At 75.5% G+C, this 21,747-nt stretch carries 8 protein-coding genes; 4 read left to right on the plus strand and 4 right to left on the minus strand.

Annotated features, from left to right (window positions below):
- From ACFWIC_RS26835 to ACFWIC_RS26850, 4 genes are all read left to right on the plus strand, one after another.
- A complete protein-coding gene (locus ACFWIC_RS26835; RefSeq protein ID WP_380520188.1) occupies nt 1–6,006 on the plus strand; it encodes an SDR family NAD(P)-dependent oxidoreductase in 6,006 nt (2,001 codons plus the stop codon).
- Nucleotides 6,003–17,078 (plus strand): amino acid adenylation domain-containing protein, encoded by an 11,076-nt coding sequence (locus tag ACFWIC_RS26840; RefSeq protein ID WP_380520189.1) that lies wholly within the window; start codon nt 6,003–6,005, stop codon nt 17,076–17,078. The genes ACFWIC_RS26835 and ACFWIC_RS26840 overlap by 4 nt, the downstream gene beginning before the upstream one ends.
- A complete protein-coding gene (fabG, locus tag ACFWIC_RS26845; RefSeq protein WP_329948500.1) occupies nt 17,075–17,818 on the plus strand; it encodes a 3-oxoacyl-ACP reductase FabG in 744 nt (247 codons plus the stop codon). Before ACFWIC_RS26840 ends, fabG begins: the two co-directional genes overlap by 4 nt.
- Nucleotides 17,819–17,886: 68 nt before the next feature.
- Nucleotides 17,887–18,087, plus strand: a complete 201-nt coding sequence (locus ACFWIC_RS26850) for an MbtH family protein (protein WP_380520190.1) — start codon at nt 17,887–17,889, stop codon at nt 18,085–18,087.
- Between the two features lie 131 nt (nt 18,088–18,218).
- Here the strand turns inward: ACFWIC_RS26850 and ACFWIC_RS26855 are convergent, their stop codons facing one another.
- The 4 genes from ACFWIC_RS26855 to ACFWIC_RS26870 all read right to left on the minus strand — a co-directional run bounded on the left by ACFWIC_RS26855 (nt 18,219) and on the right by ACFWIC_RS26870 (nt 21,743).
- On the minus strand, nt 18,219–18,770 hold the full coding sequence (locus ACFWIC_RS26855) for an NAD(P)H-dependent oxidoreductase (protein WP_329948501.1): 552 nt from the start codon (nt 18,768–18,770) through the stop codon (nt 18,219–18,221).
- The gene (locus tag ACFWIC_RS26860) at nt 18,767–19,822 is read right to left on the minus strand and encodes a MupA/Atu3671 family FMN-dependent luciferase-like monooxygenase (protein ID WP_329948502.1); all 1,056 of its coding nucleotides are present in this window, start codon (nt 19,820–19,822) and stop codon (nt 18,767–18,769) included. The genes ACFWIC_RS26855 and ACFWIC_RS26860 overlap by 4 nt, the downstream gene beginning before the upstream one ends.
- 126 nt (nt 19,823–19,948) lie before the next feature.
- Entirely contained in the window at nt 19,949–21,445 is a 1,497-nt protein-coding gene (locus ACFWIC_RS26865) for an MFS transporter (protein ID WP_380361359.1), read from the minus strand.
- Nucleotides 21,446–21,536: 91 nt separating this feature from the next.
- Nucleotides 21,537–21,743 carry an MbtH family protein gene (locus tag ACFWIC_RS26870; RefSeq protein WP_329881456.1) on the minus strand — a complete coding sequence of 69 codons (207 nt, stop codon included), beginning with the start codon at nt 21,741–21,743 and terminating at the stop codon, nt 21,537–21,539.
- Nucleotides 21,744–21,747 lie beyond the last annotated feature (4 nt).

Here is a 21,747-nt window from a genome sequence, read left to right on the forward strand (position 1 = left end):
ATGTCGGAGATGTCCGAAGAGCTCGACCAGATAGCCATCGTCGGTATGGCCGGCCGCTTCCCCGGGGCCCCCGACGTCGACACGTTCTGGAGGAACCTGGAACAGGGCCGGGAGTCCGTGACCGTCTTCTCGGAGGACGAACTCCTGGCCGAGGGGGTGAGCCCCGCCCTGCTGAGCCAGGACGGCTACGTCAGGGCCAAGGGCGCGCTGGACGGCGCCGACCGCTTCGACGCCGCCTTCTTCGGCTACAGCCCGCGCGAGGCCGAGATCATGGACCCGCAGCACCGGGTGTTCCTGGAGTGCGCGTGGGAGGCCCTGGAGTCCGCCGGCTGCGTCCCGGAGGACTTCGAGGGGCGGATCGGGGTCTTCGCCGGGGCCGGCATGAACAGCTACCTGCTGTACAACGTGACGGCCAACCGCCGGGTCTTCGAGGCCGCGGGGCCGTACCAGACGCTGCTGGCCGGGGACAAGGACTTCCTCACCACCCGGGTCGCGTACAAGCTCGGCCTGACGGGCCCGGCACTGACCGTGCAGACCGCCTGCTCCACCTCCCTCACGGCGGTCCACCTGGCCTGCCAGAGCCTGCTGGGCGGCGAGTGCGACCTCGCACTCGCCGGGGGCGTCTCGGTCGGCTCGCCGCTGCGCCAGGGCCACCTGTACGAGCCCGGCGGCATCCTCTCGGCGGACGGGCACTGCCGCCCCTTCGACGCCGCGGCGGGCGGCACCGTGCCCGGCAACGGCACCGGCGTCGTGGTCCTGCGCCGGCTGGCCGACGCCCGCCGCGACGGCGACACCGTGGATGCCGTCATCCTGGGCTCCGCGGTCAACAACGACGGTTCACTGAAGGCGGGTTACACCGCGCCCGGGGTCGACGGACAGTCCTCGGTGATCACCGAGGCGCTCGCGATGGCCGGGGTGGGCGCCGACACCGTCGACTACGTGGAGGCCCACGGCACGGGCACCCCGCTCGGCGACCCGATCGAGATCGCCGCGCTGACCCGCGCCTTCCGGGAGGACACCGCGGCCACCGGCTACTGCGCGGTCGGGTCGGTGAAGGGCAACATCGGACACCTGGACGCCGCCGCCGGGGTCGCCGCGCTCATCAAGACCGTGCTGGCGCTCCGCCAGGAGGCCATTCCGCCGTCGCTGCACTTCACCAAGCCCAACCCCGAACTCGACCTGGAGTCCGGCCCGTTCTTCGTCAACGACCGGCTGCGGCCGTGGCCCCGCGGGTCCCGGCCGCGCCGGGCGGGGGTCAGCTCGTTCGGCATCGGCGGCACCAACGTGCACCTGGTCCTGGAGGAGGCCCCCGCCGAGCGGCCCAGCCCGGACGCCGACGCGGAGGCCGGCCCGGAGGACCGCCGCACGCCCTCCCGCGAGTCCGGCGCCCCCGCCGGTCCGGTCCTGCTGCCGCTGTCGGGGAGGACCCCGGAGGCGGTCGAGCAGGCCGCGCACCGGCTCGCCGACCACCTGGAGGAACACCCCGGCACACCCCTGGACGACGTCGCCCACACGCTGGCCCGCCGGCGGCGCGCGTTCGGTCGGCGCCGGGCCGTGGTGGGCCGGGACCGGGCGGAGGCCGTCGCCGCACTGCGCGCCGTCACCGCCGCCGGGACCGCCGGGACGGCCGACGAGGCTCCCGTCGCCTTCCTGTTCCCCGGCCAGGGCACCCAGTACGTCGACATGGCCCGCGACCTGTACCGGCACGAGCCGGTGTTCACCGCCGAACTCGACCGCTGCGCCGAGCTGTTCGCCGCGGAGCTGGGCTCGGACCTGCGCGACTCGCTCTTCCCCCGGCCCGGAGGAGCGGCCGAGGCCGAAGCCCGGCTGAACCGGACCGAGTTCGCCCAACCGGCGCTGTTCCTGGTCGAGTACGCCCTCGCCCGCCAGTGGTCCGCCTGGGGCGTCCACCCGCAGGCCATGGTCGGCCACAGCGTCGGCGAGTACGTCGCGGCCTGCCTCGCGGGCGTCTTCTCCGTGGAGGACGCCGTCCGCCTGGTGGCGGCACGGGGCCGCCTGGTCCAGGCGATGCCCGCCGGGTCGATGCTCACCGTGTTCCTCTCCGAGGACGAGCTGGCGCCCTGGCTGGGCGACGACGGCGACGGTCCCGCCCTCGCCCTGGCCGCGGTCAACTCCACCGCCCTGAGCGTGGTCTCCGGCCCGACCGGCGCGGTGGACGGGCTGGAGCGCCGCCTCAGGGCCGCGGGCATCCCCTGCCGGCGGCTGCACACCTCGCACGCCTTCCACTCCGCCACCATGGACGGCGCCGTCGGACCGCTGGTCGAGGAGGTCCGCAAGGTCCGGCTGAACCCCCCGCACATCCCCTTCTGCTCCAACGTGACCGGCACCTGGATCACCGACGAGCAGGCCACCAGCCCGGAGTACTGGGGCCGTCACCTGCGGCAGCCCGTGCGCTTCGCCGAGGCCGCCGGACTGCTGCTGGCCGACCCGTCCCGGGTCCTGGTCGAGGTGGGCCCGGGCCACACCCTCGGCAACTTCGTGCGCGAGCACCGCGCCTGGCGCGACGACCGGACCGTGACCGGCTCGCTGCGCCACCCGCACGAACGGACGGACGACCGGGTACGGCTGCTGGAGGCCCTGGGCTCGCTGTGGAGCGCCGGCGTCCCGGTCGACTGGGCGGCCGTCCGGCCGTCCGAGGGCCGCCGGGTACTGCGCCTGCCCGGCTACGCCTTCCAGCGGCAGCGGTACTGGGTGGACCCCGATCCCGTCGCCACCACCGCCACCACGACCCCTGCGGACGGGACGGCGGACGGCGCCGCCGTGCCGCTCGGCGACTGGTTCCGCACCCCCGGCTGGCGGCGCCTCGCACCGCGCAGCACCGGCCGGCGGCCCGGGGACGGCCCGGAGCCGCTCTGGGTGGTGCTGGGCGACGACCTCGGTCTCGGCCGCACCCTGGCCCGGCGGTTGGAGGACGGGGGCGCCTCCGTCGTCCGGGTCGGCGCCGACGACGGGCTCCGCTCCCGCGGCGAACGGTCCTGGTCCCTGGACCCGGCCGACCGTGACCACCTCGCCGAGCTCCTCCGCTCACCGGACCTGCGGGGCGCGGCAGCACTCCGGATCGTGCACCTGTTCAGCCTGGGCGGCGGCCCGGCCGACGCGCTCGACGGGGCCCGGCTCGACGAAACCCGGCTCGACGAGGCACGACGGGTCGGCTTCGACAGCCTGATCGCGCTGGCCCAGGGCATCGAGGACGCCCGCCCGTCGGTGCCGATCACCATCGACGTCCTCTGCCGCGGCGTCCACAGCGTGACCGGGGACGAGCCGCTGCAGCCGGAGAACGCCACCCTGGCCGGCCCCTGCACGGTCGTCCCGCAGGAGCTGCCGGACGTCGAGTGCCGCCTGCTGGACATCACCGGCACCGACCCGGCCGCCCCGCCGGACGGATCGGTCCGCGCCGTCCACGACCTGCTCGTCCGTGGCACCGGGGAACGCGAACTGGCCCTGCGCGGACGGCACTGGTGGGTCCGCGACTTCGATGCGTTCCGGCTCGGGGCGGACGGCTCCGACGACCCCGACGACACCAACGACTCCGAGGCTCTCGACGGCTCCGACGACACCGCCGGCCGGCCGGCCGTGGCCCCGCTGCGCGACGGCGGCGTCTACCTGATCACCGGCGGACTCGGCGGAGTGGGCCTGGCCCTCGCCGAGCAGCTCGCGCGCAGCGTCGAGGCTCCCGTGCTGGGGCTGCTCGGCCGGTCGGACTTCCCCGCCGAGGAGGACTGGGCCGCGTGGCTGGAGACGCACGGGGAGCAGGACCCGACCGGCGTCCGGATCCGGCGGCTGTCCCGGCTGCGGGAGCTCGGCGCCCGGGTCGCCGTGCTGCGGGCCGACGTGACCGACCCGGAGCAGACCGCCGCCCGGATCGACGAACTGCGGTCCGCGTTCGGCGCGTTGAACGGCGTCGTGCACGCGGCCGGAGCCCCGTCCAGCGGGATGATCGCGCGGAAGACGCGCGAGGACGCGGACCGGGTGCTGGCGGCGAAGACCCGCGGCACCCTGTTGCTGGACCGGCTCTGCGAGGACGACCCGCTGGACTTCTTCCTGCTCTGCTCCTCCGTCACCGCCGTCCTGGGCGGACCGGGCCAGAGCGACTACGCCGCAGCCAACGCCTTCCTCGACGCCTTCGCCCTGCGCAGGCGGCAGCAGGGCAGGCCGGTGACCTCCGTCGCCTGGGGCACCTGGGAGGGCGTCGGCATGGCGGCCGGGCTCCTCTCCCGGCCGGGCACGGTCGACCCGGCCGGGCAGGACACCGGACACCCGCTGCTCCGCCGGGTCGGGTCCGAGGGGACCACCCGGACCTACGCCACGGACCTGAACACCGCGGACCACTGGATCGTCGCCGACCACCGGCTGATGGGCCACGGCCTGGTCCCGGGCACGGCCTACCTCGAACTGGTCCGCGCCGCACTGGCCGAACAGGCCGCCGACCGGGAGATCGAACTCCACGACGTGCTGTTCATGACGCCGGTGATCGTGCCCGACGGGCGGACCAGGACGATCTACACCACGATCGAGGAGCGGGACGGCCGGCCGCACTTCACGGTCCGGAGCCGCACCGGCGACGGCGCGCGGTGGCGGGAGCACGCCGTCGGCTGGGCGACGTTCCACGACCGCGGCCCGGACACCGTGCGCGACCTGGCCGAGGTGCTGGCCCGCTGCGAGGTCACCGAGGTCCTGTCCACCGAGGAGGAGATCCGGGGCCGGCTGGGGGTGGAGCGCTTCGAGGAGGGCGGCGGACCGCTCCGGTTCTGGTTCGGGCCGCGCTGGCAGGTGCTGAAGACCATCCGGACCGGCGGCCGGCGGATGCTCGCCACCCTCCGGCTGGACGACGCCTTCCTGGCCGACCTGGACGGCTACCCGCTGCACCCGGCCCTGCTCGACATGGCGGGCGGGGTCTTCCGGCTGCACGCGCAGGACCCGTACTACCTCCCGCTCACCTACCGCAGCCTGCGGGTCCTGCACCCGCTGACCGGTACCGTGCTGGTCGGCGTGGAGATCCGGCAACCCGACGGGTCGTCCGGCGAGACCCTCACCTGCGACCTCGAACTCCTCGACCCCGACGGCCGGTTGCTGGTCCAGGTGACCGACTTCACGGTCAAGCGGATCAACGACGTCGAGGCCCTGCTGGAGCAGCTCCGGCAGACCGTCGCGGAGGCCGAGGCGGAGACGGAGACCGGCGCCGACACCGGCACCGGACCGACGGCCGGGCCGGCCGACGCCTCGACGGCGGGCCCCTCGGCGGCCGGCCCCGGGGAGGCACCCGCCGGAGCGGGGACCCTGCGGGCGCTCGGCGAGGGCCTCGCCGAGGAGGACGGCCGGGCGGCCTTCGCCCGGATCCTCGCGGAACCCGTACTCCCGGCCCACCTGGTGGTCACGCCGAAGGACTTCGGCGCGCTCCGCCGGCTGGCCCGGTCGATCACCCCCGCCCTCCTCGCGCGGGAGATCGACCTGCTGGCGCCACTGGGCGGCACCCATCCGCGGCCCGACCTCCCCACCCCGTTCCTGGCCCCGGCCACCGAGCAGGAGGAGGCGGTCGCGGCGGTCTGGCGGGAGGTCCTGGGCGTCGAGGAGGTCGGCGTCGACGACGACTTCTTCGCCCTGGGCGGCCACTCGCTGGCGGCCGTGCAGATCAACAGCAGGATCCAGAGCCGGTTCGGCACCGAACTCGACCTGCGGGACTTCTTCCAGACCCCCACCGTCGCGCACACCGTCGGGCTGCTGGCCGCGACCGGCGGCGAGGGCGCGGGGAACGGCCGCGACGGGGACGCGATCGAGATCCTGAGCCGCGACGAGGCGGACCTCACCGGGCCCGGCGACCTCGACGCACTCGACGAACCGGACGCACTCGACGAGTTGGACGGGCTGAACGAGCTCGACGAGCTGGACGGGCTGGACGACCTGTCCGACGACGAGGTCGAGGCGCAGCTCCGGGCACTGCTCGCCGAGGAGCCGGACGACCTCGGGGCCCGGGAGGACCGGGCATGAGCGAGCGAGAGCAGGCCGGCCACCGGACACACGAGGACGGACGCGCGATGACCACCCCCGACCCCGCCACCCTCTCGGCCGCCGAGAAGAGGGCCCTGCTGGCCGAGCACCTGCGCCGGAGGAAGGCCGGGCAGCGGCCCGCCCCCCAGCAGGCCGCACCGCCGCAGCAGACCGCCCCGCACCGGACCACTCCCCAGCAGACCGCCCGGCCGTCGGCGGCGAGGCGGCGGCAGCACCGCTTCCCCGCGTCGTTCCCGCAGCAACGCATGTGGTTCCTCGACCAGTTGACGCCCGGGGACACCGCCTACAACGTCTCCGGCGCGACCCGGGTACGCGGCCCGCTGGACCTCGACCTCTGGCAGCGCGCCGTCCGGGAGATCGCCCGGCGCCACGAGGCACTGCGCACCACCTTCCGCGAGGTGGACGGCGAGCCCGTGCAGGTGGTCACCGAGGGCTCCGCGCCCGAGCTCACCGTCGTGCCCTGCGAGCACCTGCACGGGCCGGACGGGGAGGCGGGGATCCGCGCCCTGGCCCAGGAGGAGTTCTCCCGCCCGTTCGACCTGGAGGCCGGCCCGCTGCTGCGGATGCGGTTCCTGCGCCTCTCCCCGGACGAGCACGTCCTGCTGCTCACCATCCACCACATCGCCGGGGACCTCTGGTCCACCTCGGTCTTCCTCGACGAGCTGGTCACCCTCTACGGGTCGTACGCCACCGGCACCGAGGCCGCGCTGCCCGAACTGCCGGTCCAGTACGCCGACTACGCGGTGTGGCAGCGCAGGCGGCTCGACGGCGAGGGGGCGGCGGCCGAGCTGGAGTACTGGAAGCAGGCCCTCGCCGGGGCGCCCGCGGCCCTGGAGCTGCCCACCGACCGCCCCCGGCCCGCCGTCCGCAGCACCCGGGGCGGTTCGCGGCCGTTCGCCCTCCCCGCGCACCTGATGGACCGGGTGCGGTCGTTCAGCCGGAGCGAGGGGGTCACGCCCTTCATGACGCTCCTCGCGGCCTTCCAGGTCCTGCTGCACCGCTACACCCGCGAGGAGGACGTCGTCGTCGGGGTGCCGGTCGCCAACCGGGGCCGTCCCGAGGTCGAGCGGCTGATCGGGTACTTCGCCAACACGCTGGCGCTGCGGACGGACCTGTCGGGCGCCCCGACGTTCCGGGAACTCCTGCGCCGGGTACGGCCGGTGTGCCTGGGCGCCTTCGCGCACCAGGAGCTGCCGTTCGAGCGGCTGGTGGAGGAGCTGCACCCGCAGCGGGACCTGTCCCGCTCCCCGGTCTTCCAGGTCTCCTTCGTCTTCCAGAACATCGCCATGCCCTCCTTCGACGCCGCGGGGCTGCGCCTGGAACCGCTGGAGGTGGACAGCACCGCCGCCCGGTTCGACCTGGAGCTCCAGGTGTTCGACCGCCCGGAGGGTCTGAGCGGGCGGTTCGACTACAACAGCGACCTGTTCGACGCGGCCACCGTCGACCAGCTGTCCGGCCACCTCCGGCTGCTGGTCGAGAACCTGCTCGCCGATCCGGACCTCCCGGTGGGGCAGGTGCCGATGCTCGCGGCGGAGGAGGAGCGGCGGCTGCGCGACGGGTGGAACGACACCCGCCGGGAGTGGCCCGACCCGGGGTTCGCCCACCGTCGCTTCGAAGACCGGGCCGCCCGCACCCCGGCCGCCGAGGCCGTCCGCTGCGGCCGGGAGGCGCTGAGCTACGCCGAACTGGACCGGCGCTCCAACCGGCTGGCCCACCGGCTGAAGCGGCACGGTGTCGGCCGGGACGTGCCGGTCGGCATCTGCACGGAGCGCTCGGTCGAGCTGGTGGTGGCGATGCTGGCCGTGCTGAAGGCCGGCGGTGCCTTCGTCCCGCTGGATCCGGACTTCCCGCCGGACCGGATCGCCTTCGTGCTGGCCGACTCCGGGCTGCCGGTGCTGCTCACCCGGCGGGCGGTCGCGGAGCGGCTGCCCGGGACCGGCGCCGAGGTGCTGTGCCTGGACGAGCTCCACGACGGGCTCCTCGTCGAGCCCGAGCACGGCCTCGACGAGCCGGTGGCCGAGCAGGACCTCGCCTACGTGATCTACACCTCCGGCTCGACCGGGCAGCCGAAGGGGGTCCGGATCCCGCACCGGGCGCTCGGCAACTTCCTGTACTCGATGGCGGAACGGCCGGGCATCGGACCGGACGAGACGCTGCTCGCGGTCACCACGCACTCCTTCGACATCTCGCTGCTGGAGCTGCTGCTGCCGCTGGCCGAGGGCGCGCGGGTGGTGGTCGCCGAACGCGAGGCGGTCGCCGACGGCGAGCGGCTGTCCCGGTTGCTGACCGCCTCCGGGGCCACCGTGATGCAGGCGACGCCGTCCACCTGGCGGATGCTGCTGGACTCGGGCTGGCCGGGCGCACCGGGTCTGCGGGTGCTGGCCGGGGGCGAGGCGCTGCCGGCCGAGCTGGCCCGGCGGCTACTGGCCACCGGCGTGACGCTGTGGAACATGTACGGCCCCACCGAGACGACGATCTGGTCGGCGGTGGCCGAGGTGGGCGAGGGCCCGATCTCGATCGGCGAGCCGATCGCCAACACCGAACTGCACGTGCTCGACGACCGGGGCCGTCCGGTGCCGGCCGGTGTCCCCGGTGAGCTGTACATCGGCGGCGCCGGGCTGGCCCGGGACTACCTGGGTCTGCCCGGGCTGACCGCCGAACGGTTCGTCCCGCACCCGTTCGGGGCCGGGCCGCAGGAGCGGCTGTACCGCACCGGGGACTTGGTGCGCCGGCGGCGTGACGGCGGCATCGAGTTCCTGGGCCGGCTGGACCACCAGGTGAAGCTGCGCGGGTTCCGGATCGAACTCGGGGAGGTCGAGAGCGAGTTGGCCCGACGGCCGGAGGTCGGGGTCGCGGTGGTGACGGTCCGCGAGGACGTCCCCGGTGACCAGCGGTTGGTGGCGTACGTGGTGCCCGCCGTCGACGACGGCTCCGGCCCGGCGGAGGAGTGGCCGGACCAGGTCGACGAGTGGCGCCGGATCTGGGACACCGCCTACGACGAGGAGGACGGCAGCCGGCCGCCCACCGGCGCCGACGGCCCCGGGCGCTCCCCCGCCGGCCTCGCGGGCGCCGGCTCCCCCGCACCGGCGCCGATCCCCGTCGAGGACCTGCGCGGGTGGAACAGCAGCTACACCGGCGAACCGATCCCGGCCGGGGAGATGCGCGAGTGGGCCGACCGCACCGCGGAGCGCGTGCTCGGCCTGCGTCCCCGCTCGGTGCTGGAGATCGGGTGCGGCACCGGGCTGATCCTGCAACGGGTCGCGCCGCACTGCGAACGGTACTGGGGCACCGACATCTCCGAGGTCGCGCTCGCGGGCCTGAGGACGGCCGTCGACGCCCCCGGTCACCCCTTCGGCCGGGTCGAACTCCACCGCTGCGCGGCCGACCGGCTGGACCGGCTGCCCGACGGGCTCTTCGACGTGGTCGTGCTCAACTCGGTGGTGCAGTACTTCCCCGACGAGCGGTACCTGCTGCGGGTGGTCGAAGCCGCGCTGGCCCGCCTCGCACCGGGCGGGTCGGTGTTCCTCGGCGACGTCCGCAGCCTGCCGCTGCTGGAGTCGTTCCACCTCTCGGTCCAGCTGTCCCGTGCCGAACCCGGGCTCCCCGCGGACCGGTTGCTCGCGCGGGTGCGGCGCCACGTGGACGAGGACGAGGAACTCGTGATCGACCCGCGGCTGTTCACCTCCCTGCCGGGGCGGTTCCCCGCCGTCGAGGAGGTCCGCGTGCTGCCCAAGCGGGCCGACTGCGACAACGAGCTGACCCGCTTCCGCTACGACGTGGTCCTCACCACCGCACGGACGGACCCGCCGGCGGAGGCCCGGGCCCGGGCGGAGGCCCAGGCGCAGGCAGAGGCGGCCCCGCCGGCGGACTTCGCGTGGCTGGACTGGGAGGCCGAGCGGCTCACCGTGGCGTCGCTGCAGGACCGGCTGGCGTCGGAGCGGCCGTCCCTGCTCGCCGTCCGCGGGGTGCCCAACGCCCGCGTGCGCGCGCTCGCCGACGCCCTCGGGCGGCTCGGCGCCGCGCCCGCCGGCGACCCGGCGGACCCTCCGGCCTCCCCCGTCCCCCCGGCCCAGGGGGCCGTGGACCCGGAGGAGCTGTGGTCCCTCGCCGACCGGACCGGGTACCGGATCGACCTCGACTGGTCCGGGCACGGCCCGGACGGCGCCCTGGACCTCGTCGCCCGCCGCGTCGGCGCCGACGGCGAGCCCGCCGTCGGGCTGCCGCCCGCGGCCGGGCCGCCGCCCGGCGACCAGGACCCGGCGCGCCACGTCAACGGCGCCCGGCGCCGCCTGGCCCGCCGGCTCACCCCCGTCCTGCGGTCCGCCCTGGCCGCGCGGCTGCCCGCCTACATGGTCCCGTCCGTCTTCGTCCTCCTCGACGCCCTGCCGCTGACGCCCAACGGCAAGACCGACCGCAGGGCCCTGCCCGCGCCGGACGGCGACCGCCGCGACCTGGGCCCGGCCTTCGTCGCGCCGCGCGACGCGCGGGAGGAGGCGCTGTGCGAGCTCTTCGCCAAGGTGCTCGGGGTGCCCGCGGTCGGCGTCCACGACAGCTTCTTCGACCTGGGCGGCCACTCCCTGCTCGCCACCCGGCTGGTCTCGCAGATCCGGGCCGCCCTGGGCGTGGAGGTCCAGGTCCGCGCGCTGTTCGAGACGCCGTCGGTGGCCGGCCTGGCCCACCGCCTCGCCGCCGACGCCGACGGCACCGACCCCGAGGTCGTCGGACACGACGGCGCGGCCCCGGCGCCGCGCCCCGAACCCCGCCCCGCGCTGCGGCCCGGGCCGCGGCCCGCCGAGCTGCCGCTCTCCTTCGCCCAGCAGCGGCTCTGGATCCTGGACCGCGTCCAGGGCCCCTCCGCCACCTACAACATCCCGATGGCGGTACGTCTGACCGGCGCCCTGGACGTGGACGCGCTGCGGGCGGCGCTGGCGGACCTGACCGACCGACACGAGCCGCTGCGCACCACGTTCCCCGACACGGGCGGCGCGCCGCGCCAGCACGTCCTCGACCCCGCGGCCGGACGCCCCGGGCTGGCCGTGACCGAGGTCCCCGGCCCCGGCGCGGACGAGGCGGTGGCCGCCGCCGCCCGGTACCGCTTCGACCTGGCCCGCGAGGCGCCGCTCCACGCCGAACTGCTGGTCCACGGCCCGGAGCGGCACACGCTGGTCCTGGTGGTGCACCACATCGCCGCGGACGGCTGGTCGGTCGCCCTGCTCGGGCGCGACCTGGCCACCGCCTACACCGCCCGCCTGGCCGGCCGGCCGCCGCACTGGACACCGCTGCCCGTCCAGTACGCCGACTACACGCTGTGGCAGCGGCGGCTCCTCGGCGGCCCGGAGGATCCGGACAGCGTCCGGGCCCGGCAGCTCGACCACTGGCGGCGGGCGCTCGACGGCCTGCCGGAGCGGATCGCGCTGCCCGTCGACCGGCCGCACCCGGCCGAGGCGAGCCACCGCGGCGGCACGGTCGCGTTCCACTGGGACGCCGGACTGCACGACGCCGTCGCCGCCCTGGCGCGCCGCCACGACACCAGCGAGTTCATGGTCGTGCACGCCGCCCTGGCCGCCCTGCTGCACCGCCTGGGCGGCGGGGACGACCTCCCGATCGGGGCGACCGTCGCCGGCCGCACCGACGCCGCCACCGAGGACCTGGTCGGTTTCTTCGTCAACACCCTCGTCCTGCGGGTGGACGCGTCCGGCCGCCCCACCTTCCGGGAGCTGCTCGCCCGGGTGAGGGAACGCAGCCTGGACGGGTTCGCCCACCAGGAGGTCCCGTTCGAGTTCCTGGTGGACGCGCTGCGGCCCGCCCGGTCCACCGCGCACCACCCGCTCTTCCAGGTCATGCTCGCCTGGCAGAACCTCCCCGACGCCGAACTCGGCCTGCCGGGCCTGGCCGAGGAGGTCGTGCCGGTGAGCACCGGCACCGCCCGGATGGACCTGGTGTTCGCGCTGACCGGGCGACGCGGCCCCGGCGCCGGCGCACCGGCCGGGATCGACGGCGTGGTCGAGTACAACGCCGACGTCTTCGACCCGGACACCGTCGAGGTCCTGGCCGACCGGCTTCGCCGTCTGCTGCTGGCGGTCTGCGCCGCCCCGGACGTGCCGATCGGCGCCGTGGACCTGCTCACCCCCGGCGAACGGCACCGGCTGCTGACCGAGTGGAACGACACCGACCGCGACCTGCCGTCGGCCACCCTGCCGCAGCTGTTCGAGGCCCAGGTGGCCCGCACCCCGGACAGCACCGCGGTGGTCGACGCCGAGCGGGAGCTGACGTACGCCCGGCTGGAGGCGGAGGCCAACCGCCTGGCCCGGCTGCTGATCGACCGCGGCGCGGGTCCGGACCGGCCGGTGGCGGTGGCCCTGCCCCGCTCGGGCCGGTCGGTGGTCGCGATGCTGGCCGTGGTCAAGGCGGGCTCCGCCTATCTGCCCGTCGACCCGGACTACCCGCCGGAGCGGATCGCCCTCCTGCTCCGGGACGCCGGCCCGGTCCTGCTGCTCACCACCGGGGAGCTGAGCGGCGTGCTCCCGGACACCGGCGTCCCGCTCCTGCTCCTGGACCGGCCGGAGGTGCTCCGGGAGCTCGACGCCCGCCCCGCCACCGCGCCCGGGGACGCCGACCGCGCGGAACCCCTGACCCCGGCGCACGCCGCGTACGTCATCTACACCTCCGGCTCGACGGGGACGCCCAAGGGCGTGGTGGTCACCCACACCGGGATCCCCGCGCTGGTCGCGGCCCAGACCGAGGGCTTCGGGCTGGACGGGCGCAGCCGGCTGCTGCAGTTCGCCTCGCCGAGCTTCGACGCCTCGGTGGCGGAGCGGTGCGACGCGCTGCTGTCCGGCGCCGCGCTGATCGTGCTCCCGAAGGAGGAGCTGCTCCCGGGCGAGCCGCTGGCCCGGACCTGCGCCGCGTACGGCGTCACGGACGTGACCCTGCCGCCCAGCGTGCTGGCGGCCGTACCGGAGGGGGGACTGCCCGCCGGGCTGTCCCTGGTGGTCGCCGGCGAGGCCTGCCCGGCCGGGCTGGCCGCCCGCTGGTCGGCCGGGCGCCGGATGGTCAACGCGTACGGCCCGACCGAGGTCACCGTGTGCGCCACCATGACCGGGCCGCTGTCGGGCGGCGGCGTCCCGCCCGTGGGCCGGCCGATCGCCAACACCCGGGTGCGCGTCCTGGACGAGGGGCTGCGGCCGGTGCCGGTCGGTGTCCCGGGCGAGCTGTACGTCGCCGGCTCCGGGCTGGCCCGGGGCTACCTGGGCCGGCCCGGCCTGACCGCACGCCGCTTCCTCCCGGACCCGTACGGGCCGCCCGGGGCGCGGATGTACCGCACCGGGGACCTGGTGCGGTGGCGGGCGGACGGGCAGCTGGACTTCCTCGGCCGGACCGACCACCAGGTGAAGGTGCGCGGCTTCCGGATCGAGCCGGGCGAGATCGAGACCGCCCTGGCCGCCCTGCCGGGGATCGCCCGGGCCGTGGTGACGGTCCGTGAGGACCGGCCCGGCACCCGGATCCTGGTCGGCTACGTGGTCCCGCGCCCGGCGGCGCGGCCGGATCCCGCGGCCGTACGGGCCGCGCTCGCCCGCCGGCTGCCGCCGTACCTGGTCCCGGCCGCGGTGGTGGTCCTCGACGACCTGCCGCTCACCGCCAACGGCAAGGTGGACCGGGAGCGGCTGCCGGCTCCCGACTTCCCGGCGGCGCCCGGTTCCGGGCGGCCCCGCACGCCGGTCGAGGAGACCCTGTGCGGGATCTACGCGCAGGTGCTGGGGCTTCCCGAGGTCGGGACCGGGGACAGGTTCTTCGACCTGGGCGGCGACAGCATCCAGGCGATCCAGGTCGTCTCCCAGGCCCGGACCGCCGGGCTGACGGTGACCGTGCGGGACGTGTTCGCCCACCAGTCCGTCGCCGGCCTGGCCACGGTGGCCACCGACGCGGAGGCGGCGGAGGGTCCCGAGGACATCGGGACCGGCGAGATCGCCCCCACCCCGATCGTCGAGTGGCTGCGCGGGCTGGACACCCCGATCGACGGGTTCAGCCAGGAGGCGGTGGTCGCGGTCCCCCCGGGCACCGGCCGGGGGCAGCTGACCGCGGTGCTGCAGGCGCTGGTCGACCACCACGACGTGCTCCGCTCCCGGCTGACCGTCCGGCCGGACGGCAGCTGGTCGCTCCTGGCCGGGCCGCACGGCTCGGTGCGGGTCGAGGACCGGCTGCACCGGGTGGACGTCACCGGGCCGGGCGGGACCGTACCGGACGAGGCAGGGCTGCGGGCGCGGGTCGCCGGACACGCGGCCGTGGCCCGCGGGCTGCTGGACCCCGTCGCCGGGGTGGTGCTCCGGGCGGTCTGGTTCGACGCCGGGCCGCGCGAACCGGGGCGGCTGCTGCTGGTGCTCCACCACCTGGTGGTGGACGGGGTGTCCTGGCGGATCCTGCTGCCGGACCTGCGGGTCGCCGGTGAGGCGGTGCTCGCGGGGCGGCCGGTGGTGCTGGCTCCCGTGGGGACCTCGGTGCGCCGCTGGGCCGGTCTGCTGGCCGCCGACGCGGTCGCCCCGGACCGCGTCGCCGAGCTCCCGGAGTGGACGAGGCTGCTGGCCGGCGCCCCGCCGCTCCTGGCTCGCCGGCCGGAGAACGCGCTGCCCGGGAGCGGACCGGCCGCCGTCGGACCCGCCGGGAACGGACCCGCCGGGAACCGACCCGCCGGGAACCGACCCGCCGGGAACCGACCAGTCGCCCGGGCCGGGACCGGCATCGGGCGGCTGGTCCTGACCCTGCCGCCGGACGACACCGCGCCCCTGTTGGGGCGGGTCCCCGGGGCCTTCCACACCGGAGTCCAGGACGTGCTCCTGGCCGCCTTCGGGATCGCCCTGGAGGAGTGGCGCCACCGCCGGGGCGGGCCCGGCCCCGGCGCACCGGACGGCGGGGTGCTGGTCGACGTGGAGGGCCACGGCCGGCACGAGGACCTCGCGCCCGGGGTCGACCTGTCCCGCACCGTGGGCTGGTTCACCGGCGTCCAGCCGGTCCGGCTCGCCTCCGGCCCGCTGGGCTGGGCCCAGGTGGAGGAGTCCGGGACGGAGCTGGCCGCTGCCGTGGTCCGGATCAGGGAGCAGCTGGCCGCCCTGCCCGGCGACGGTCTGGGGTTCGGCCTGCTGCGGCACCTCAATCCGGACACCGCCGCCGCGCTGGCCGCGCTCCCCGTCCCCGAGGTCGCCTTCAACTACCTCGGGCGCTTCACCGGCACCGGGCAGGGCGCGCCCTGGGCACCGGTCACGGCCGACGCCGGAGCCGCCCCGGGCGGGGACGAGGCGGAGGTCACCCTGCTCGCGCACCCGCTGGAGCTGAACGCGGTCACCTACGACGGCCCCGGGGGCCCGCAGCTGGCGGCCGGCTGGACCTGGGCGGACGACCTGCTGGACGAGCGGGACGTGCGCGAGCTGGCCGGGACCTGGTTCGCCGCCCTGCGGGCGGTCGCCGCCTGCGCCGCCCTGCCCGGGGCGGGCGGTCCGCCGGCCGCCCGGCCCGCTCCGACGGACCGGCGCCGGAACCGGCACCTCGGCCGGGGCGACCGGCGGGGCGGCGCCGTCCCGCCGGCCGACCGGCGCGGGGGCGTCCCGCTGTCCTTCGCCCAGCTGGACATCATGTACCAGCCCGTGGACCCGGACGAGGCGCACCACAACGTCATCACCGCGACCGTCCTGAGCGGAGAGCTCGACCGGGAGGCGCTGCGGCACGGCCTGGACGAGATCGTGCGGCGCCACGAGGCGCTGCGGACCAGGATCGTCGACGACGGCGCCGGGGAGTGGCGGCAGCTGGTCGATCCGGTCGGGGGCTGGCCGCTGGCCACCGCGGACCTGAGGGCCGGGACGGAGCAGGCCCGGCAGGAGGAGCTGCGGGGGCTGGTCGAGGCGGAGGTGAGCCGCCCGTTCAGCCTGGCCGGGGGGCCGCTGGTCCGGGGCACCCTGGTCGCCACCGCCCCGGACGAGTGGGTGCTGGTGCTGGTGCTGCACCACATCGTGGTCGACCTGTGGTCCTACGCGCTGCTCGGGCGCGAACTGCGCGAGCTGTACGCCGCGCGGGTCCTGGGCCGGGAGTCCACGCTGCCCGAGCCGGTGGTCCAGTACCCGGACTGGGCGGCGTGGCAGCGGCGGCGGCTGGCCGACGGCGCGCTGGACGAGCACGTCGCCTACTGGGAGCGGTTGTTGGACGGTCTGCCGCCGCTGCCGAGGTTCGAGGCGCCGGAGCACCAGAAGGCCGGCGCGGCGGAGGGGTTCACCACCGGCTTCGTCCTGGAGCCGGCCGTCACCGGGGCTCTGAGGGACGCCGCGCAGCGGGAGGGCGTCACCCTCTTCATCGTGCTGCTCTCGGCGTTCCACCTGCTGCTCCAGACCTACGCCGACGGCGGCCCGGACGGCGGCGGCGCGGACGGCGGGGTGGCGGACGGCGACCTCGCCGTGGGCTTCCCGCTGGCCGGGCGGGAGCACCCGGAGACCGAGCAGATGATCGGCTTCTTCATCAACCCGGTGGTGGTGCGCCCTCGGCCCTCGCCGGACGCGACCGTCCGGGACCTGATCACCGCGGTCCGCGCGGGCGTGCTGGACGCCCACCTGCACCAGGAGGTGCCGCTGCGGCGGCTCCGCCGGGACGCCGGGGAGGACCGCAACCCGCTGCGGCTGCTGTTCAACCTGCTCAACGTCGCGGGTGAGCCGCTGGACCTGCACGGCCTCAAGTCGGCGCCGCTGAACCTGAACGTCGGCGACGACGGGGTGATCCCCGAGCTGATCACCGAGATGCGGCCGCACAACGCCGACCTGTACCTGATGATGCACGAGTCCGACGGCGGCCTGCGCGGCCTGTGGCTGTACTCCCCGGCGCGGATCGAGCCGCGGGCGATGGCCGTGATGATGCGCCAGTGGCCGTTCCTGCTCGAACTGTTGGCGCAGCGGCCGGAGCTCGGGATCGCCGAGCTGAGGCGCCTGGTCCGGCAGCGCACGGCACCGCCACCCCCCGCCCCGGACTCGGCCGGGCAGACCGAGCACCGCACCCGACAGGAGAGGGGAACACGATGACCAGGACGGCCGGGCCGGTGGCTCTGATCACCGGTGGGACACGTGGGATCGGCCGCGCCACCGCACTGCGGCTGGCCCGGGACGGCTTCGACGTCGCCCTGTGCTACGGGGCGGACGCGGAGTCCGCCCGGGCCCTGGAGAAGGAGCTGCTGGACCTCGGCCGCAACACCTACGTCCGCCGGGCCGACGTGTCCGACGCCGCCGCGGTGGGCGCGCTGGTCGACGGCGCCGAGGACGCGCTGGGCCCGATCACCGCCCTGGTGACCTCGGCGGCGATCCTGCGGGACGCACCGCTGCTGCTGATGGAGGACCAGGACTGGCAGGACGTCCTCCAGGTCAACCTCAGCGGCGTCTACCACGCCTGCCGTGCGGTGATCGACGGCATGGTGCTGCGCCGGTCCGGCGCCGTCGTCAACCTCTCCTCGGTCGCCGGCATCTGCGGCAACGCCGGGCAGAGCAACTACGCGGCGACCAAGGCCGGCATCATCGGGTTCACCAAGTCCCTCTCCCAGGAGGTCGGCCGGTTCGGCATCCGGGCGAACGTGGTGGCCCCCGGCTACATCGACACCGATCTGGTGGCCCGGCTGCCGGACGAGGCCGTCGGACGCGCCCTCGAACAGGTCTCGCTGCGCCGGCTCGGCCGTCCCGAGGAGGTCGCCGAGCTGATCGCCTTCCTCGTGTCCGACCGGGCCGCCTACATCACCGGCGAGGTCCTCCGCATCGACGGCGGCTTCCGCTGACGACCCGCCCGGCCCCCGATTCCCGGCCCCCCGACCCGCCCGACTCCCCGACTTCGCCTGGAGCACCCGTGGACGACCGCCCCGCCGCGCACTGGACCGTGCTGGTCAACGACGAGCTGCAGCACGGGTTCTTCCCCGCCGATCTCCCCGTGCCCGCCGGCTGGCACCCGGCCGGCTTCACCGGCACCGAGGACGCCTGCGAGTCCTACGTCGAGGCGCACTGGACCGATCTCCGTCCGCTGAGCCTGCGCCGCCCGGGGCCGTCCTAGAGCGGGGCGGGCAGCGGGCGGCGGGCGGCAAAGGACGGACGGCGAAGGACGGACGGCGATCCGGCCGGTGCCGGGGTCCTCTCGACCCCGGCACCGGCCGGTGAACGCGGTACGGGCGCACGGCCCCGGGGTCAGCGGACCGCCGGCCCCAGGGCCGAGGCGAACCGGGCCAGTTCGGCCACCGCCACGTCGATCCGGGCGGTGAGCGCCGCACGGGCCACCGGGTCGGCGAGGTCGCTGCGCTGCGCCACCAGGTGGGTGGGCACCGCCCAGCCGTCCAGGGCCCGGACCACCGTCCGCAGGTGGTCGCAGGCGCCGGAGGCGTTGTGCAGGCTGGTCGCGGTGGCCGCGACCAGGACGGGCCGGTCGGCGAGCGAGCCGTCCGGCAGGTGGTCCAGGAGGTTCTTGAGCACCCCCGAGAGGCTGCCGTGCTGGACCGGCGTGGCCAGCACGACGGCGTCGGCGGCGGCCACCTCCTTGTACAGCCGGTCGACCGCCGGTTCCCGCAGCAGTTCGCCGCTGCGGTAGCGGTCCGCGTCGAGGGGGGGCAGCGCCAGCAGCGACCGGTCGAGCTCACCGGCCGTGAGCTGTCCGGTGAGTTCGGCCCGCTCGCCGATCAGCCGGGTGAGCGCGTGGCAGCTGGACGTTCCGGCGACGGTGCCGGTGACCAGCAGGAGGTTCACGATCCCGCCCCGCGCGCGGCCCAGGCGTCCTTGAGACGGTCCAGGTGCTCCAGTCCGGCCAGCACCTGGTCGGGGTCCACCCCGAAGTCGATCAGGCAGGCCACCTCGTCGATGCCGAGCGCGTCGAGGCGCTCCAGGGTGGCCAGGCCGTCCTCGACGGTGCCGAACAGGCCGCCGGTGTCGAAGTACCGGTCGAAGGAGCGCTCGACCAGGAACTCCAGGTCGTCCGCGTCGAGTTCGTCCGGGTTGACGCCCGGCAGGATGTCCCCGGCCGCCTTCATGATCAGGCCGATCGAGCTGCGGATGTAGTCGGTGAAGGGCCGGCGGACGGTCTCCCGGACGGCGTCGCGGTCGGTGCCGAGGAAGGTGTGCAGCATCAGCGCCACCTGGCCCGCCGCTCCCCCGGCGCCCCCGGGCAGGGCGGCGCGGTAGGCGGCGATCTTCTTGGCCAGGTCCTCCAGGTCCTGGCCGAGGAGGTGGGTGAGCAGGCCGAGGCCCTGCTCACCGGCCTGCCGGAAGGTGTCGGGGCTGCCCGCGCTGGTGAGCCACACCGGCAGCTCGGACTGGACGGGCGCGGGGTAGCTGCGCACGGCCACCGGGTTGCCGTCACCGTTCGGCAGCGTGACCTCCTCCTGGCGCCACAGCCGCCGGACCGTGTCGATGGTCTCGATCAGCACCTCCTTGCGGCCGGCGTAGTTCTCCGGGCGCAGGACGAAGTCGTTGGCGTGCCAGCCGGAGGCGAAGGAGAGGCCCACCCGGCCCTCGGAGAGGTTGTCGACCACCGACCACTCCTCGGCGATCCGCACCGGGTGGTGCAGCGGGCCCACGACACTGCCGGCCCGGATGCCGATCCGCTCGGTGACGGAGGCCAGCGCCGCGCCGATGACCGCCGGGTTGGGGTACTGGCCGCCGAACTCGTGGAAATGCCGCTCCGGCGTCCAGACCGCGCTGAAGCCGTGGGCGTCGGCGAACCGCGCGCCCTCCAGCAGCAGCCGGTACTGCTCCCGTCCACGACCTTGGCCGTCCGCGAAGTAGAAGAGACTGAAGTGCACTGCCTTGCCCCCCTGGCGAAGGTGAATGCGGGCCCGGGCGGGTGCCGGTGGCCCGGCGGAGCCTGGAGCTCCGGTGGAGCCTGGAGCTCCGGTGGAAGTCGGTCGTGCTTGGGCGGTGCCGGACGGTCAGGACTTGCCGCTCCCGCTGGTGGCCCGCGCAGGCGCCGCGCCGGCGGGACCGTCGCCGGCGTCCGCGGCCGCCGGCCGCGAGCGCCGGACCAGCAGGGTGACCAGCGCACCGGCCACGAGGAAGCCGACCGGCAGCAGGTAGGTGGCGCGGACGGCGCCGGTCGTGTCGCCGCCGACGAGGCGGGCCTGCAGGAGCGCGCCCACCGAGGCGCTGCCGAGCAGGCTGCCGCAGAGCCGGGTGGTGTTGAACAGGCCCGACGCGGCGCCGGACATGGCGGGCTCGATCTTCTCGAAGGCGACCACCCCGGCCGGGGCGTAGGCCACGCCCATGCCGAGGCCCACGAAGACCAGGCCGGGCAGCAGCGCCGTCCAGCCGGAGTCGGCGCGGATCAGGGCCGCCAGCAGCGCGATCCCGACCGCGAAGAGGGTGAGACCCGCCACCATCACGTACTTGCCGCCGAAGCGGTCGCAGAACCGGCCGGAGTACGGCGCGGCGAAGATCGAGACCAGCGGGGCGACGGCGATCAGCAGACCGGCCTGGAAGGCGCTGAACTCCTGCACCTCCTGGAGGTAGAGCGGGGTGAGCAGGAGCATGCCGCCGAGGCCGCACGGCAGCGCGCCCACCACCACGGCCATCACGGTGAAGTTGCGGTCCCGCAGGATCGCGAACGGCACCAGCGGGTCGCGGTCCTGCCGGCCCCGTTCGACCACCAGGAAGAGTCCGAGCACCACCACGCCGATCACCATCAGCATCGGCACGGTGAGCGGCCCCCAGAGCCGGCCCCAGTGGTGGGACTCGCCCTCCATCAGGCCGTACACCACACAGAACACGGCGACGGTGAGCAGGACCGAGCCGAGGACGTCGATCCGGTGCTTGCGGTTCGGCTCCAGGGCCGGGACGAAGGTCAGCACCAGGATCGCGCCGATCACCCCGACCGGGATGTTGATGTAGAAGATGCCCCGCCAGCCGAGCCAGGAGACCAGGAAGCCACCGAGGGTGGGTCCCGCGGCGGCGACGATCCCCGCGAAGGAGCCCCAGACGCCCATCGCGGCGCCGCGCCGGTCGGCCGGGAACATCCGGGTGATGACGGCCATCGCCTGCGGGGTCTGGAGCGCGCCGCCGACACCCTGGAGGACGCGGGCCGCGATCGCCTGGCCGGGTGTCTGCGCGATGCCGCAGGCCGCCGAGGAGAGGACGAACACGGCCAGGCCGATCAGGAACATCCTGCGCGGGCCGTACAGGTCGCCCAGCCTGCCGCCGGTGACCAGCAGCACCGCGTAGGAGAGCAGGTAGGCGTTGATCATCCAGAGCACCTGGTCGACGCCTGCGCCCAGGCCCTCGGCCAGCGAGGGCACGGCCACGTTCACCGCCGTGGTGTCCAGCAGGACCACCGCCTGGGTGAAGCAGATGGCGAACATCGCCACCCACGGGTTTCGCAGCCGCTCCGGCACGCCGGGTCGGCCGGTCTCCGGGTCGGTGTCGGTGGCGCTCATCGGCCGGCCTCGTTTCGCTCGCTCATCGTTCTCTCCTCGGTGGCCCGGCCCCTCGTGCGGGCCGGGCGTGCGCCGGTCGGGCGTCCGCCGGTCAGGCGTGCTCGGCCAGGCTGCGCGGGCGCAGGTCCGTCCAGTTGGCCTCGATGTGGTCGAGGGCGGACTGGCGGCTGTCGGGGCCGAAGGCGGTGTCCCAGCCGGCCGGGACCGCCACGGTGACCGGCCAGAGGGAGTGCTGCCCCTCCTCGTTCACCAGGACCAGGTAGCTGCCGTCGGCGTTCTCGAACGGGTTGGTGCTCATCGGG

The sequence above is a fragment of the Kitasatospora sp. NPDC127035 genome, assembly GCF_042726075.1.
Lineage (GTDB): Bacteria > Actinomycetota > Actinomycetes > Streptomycetales > Streptomycetaceae > Kitasatospora.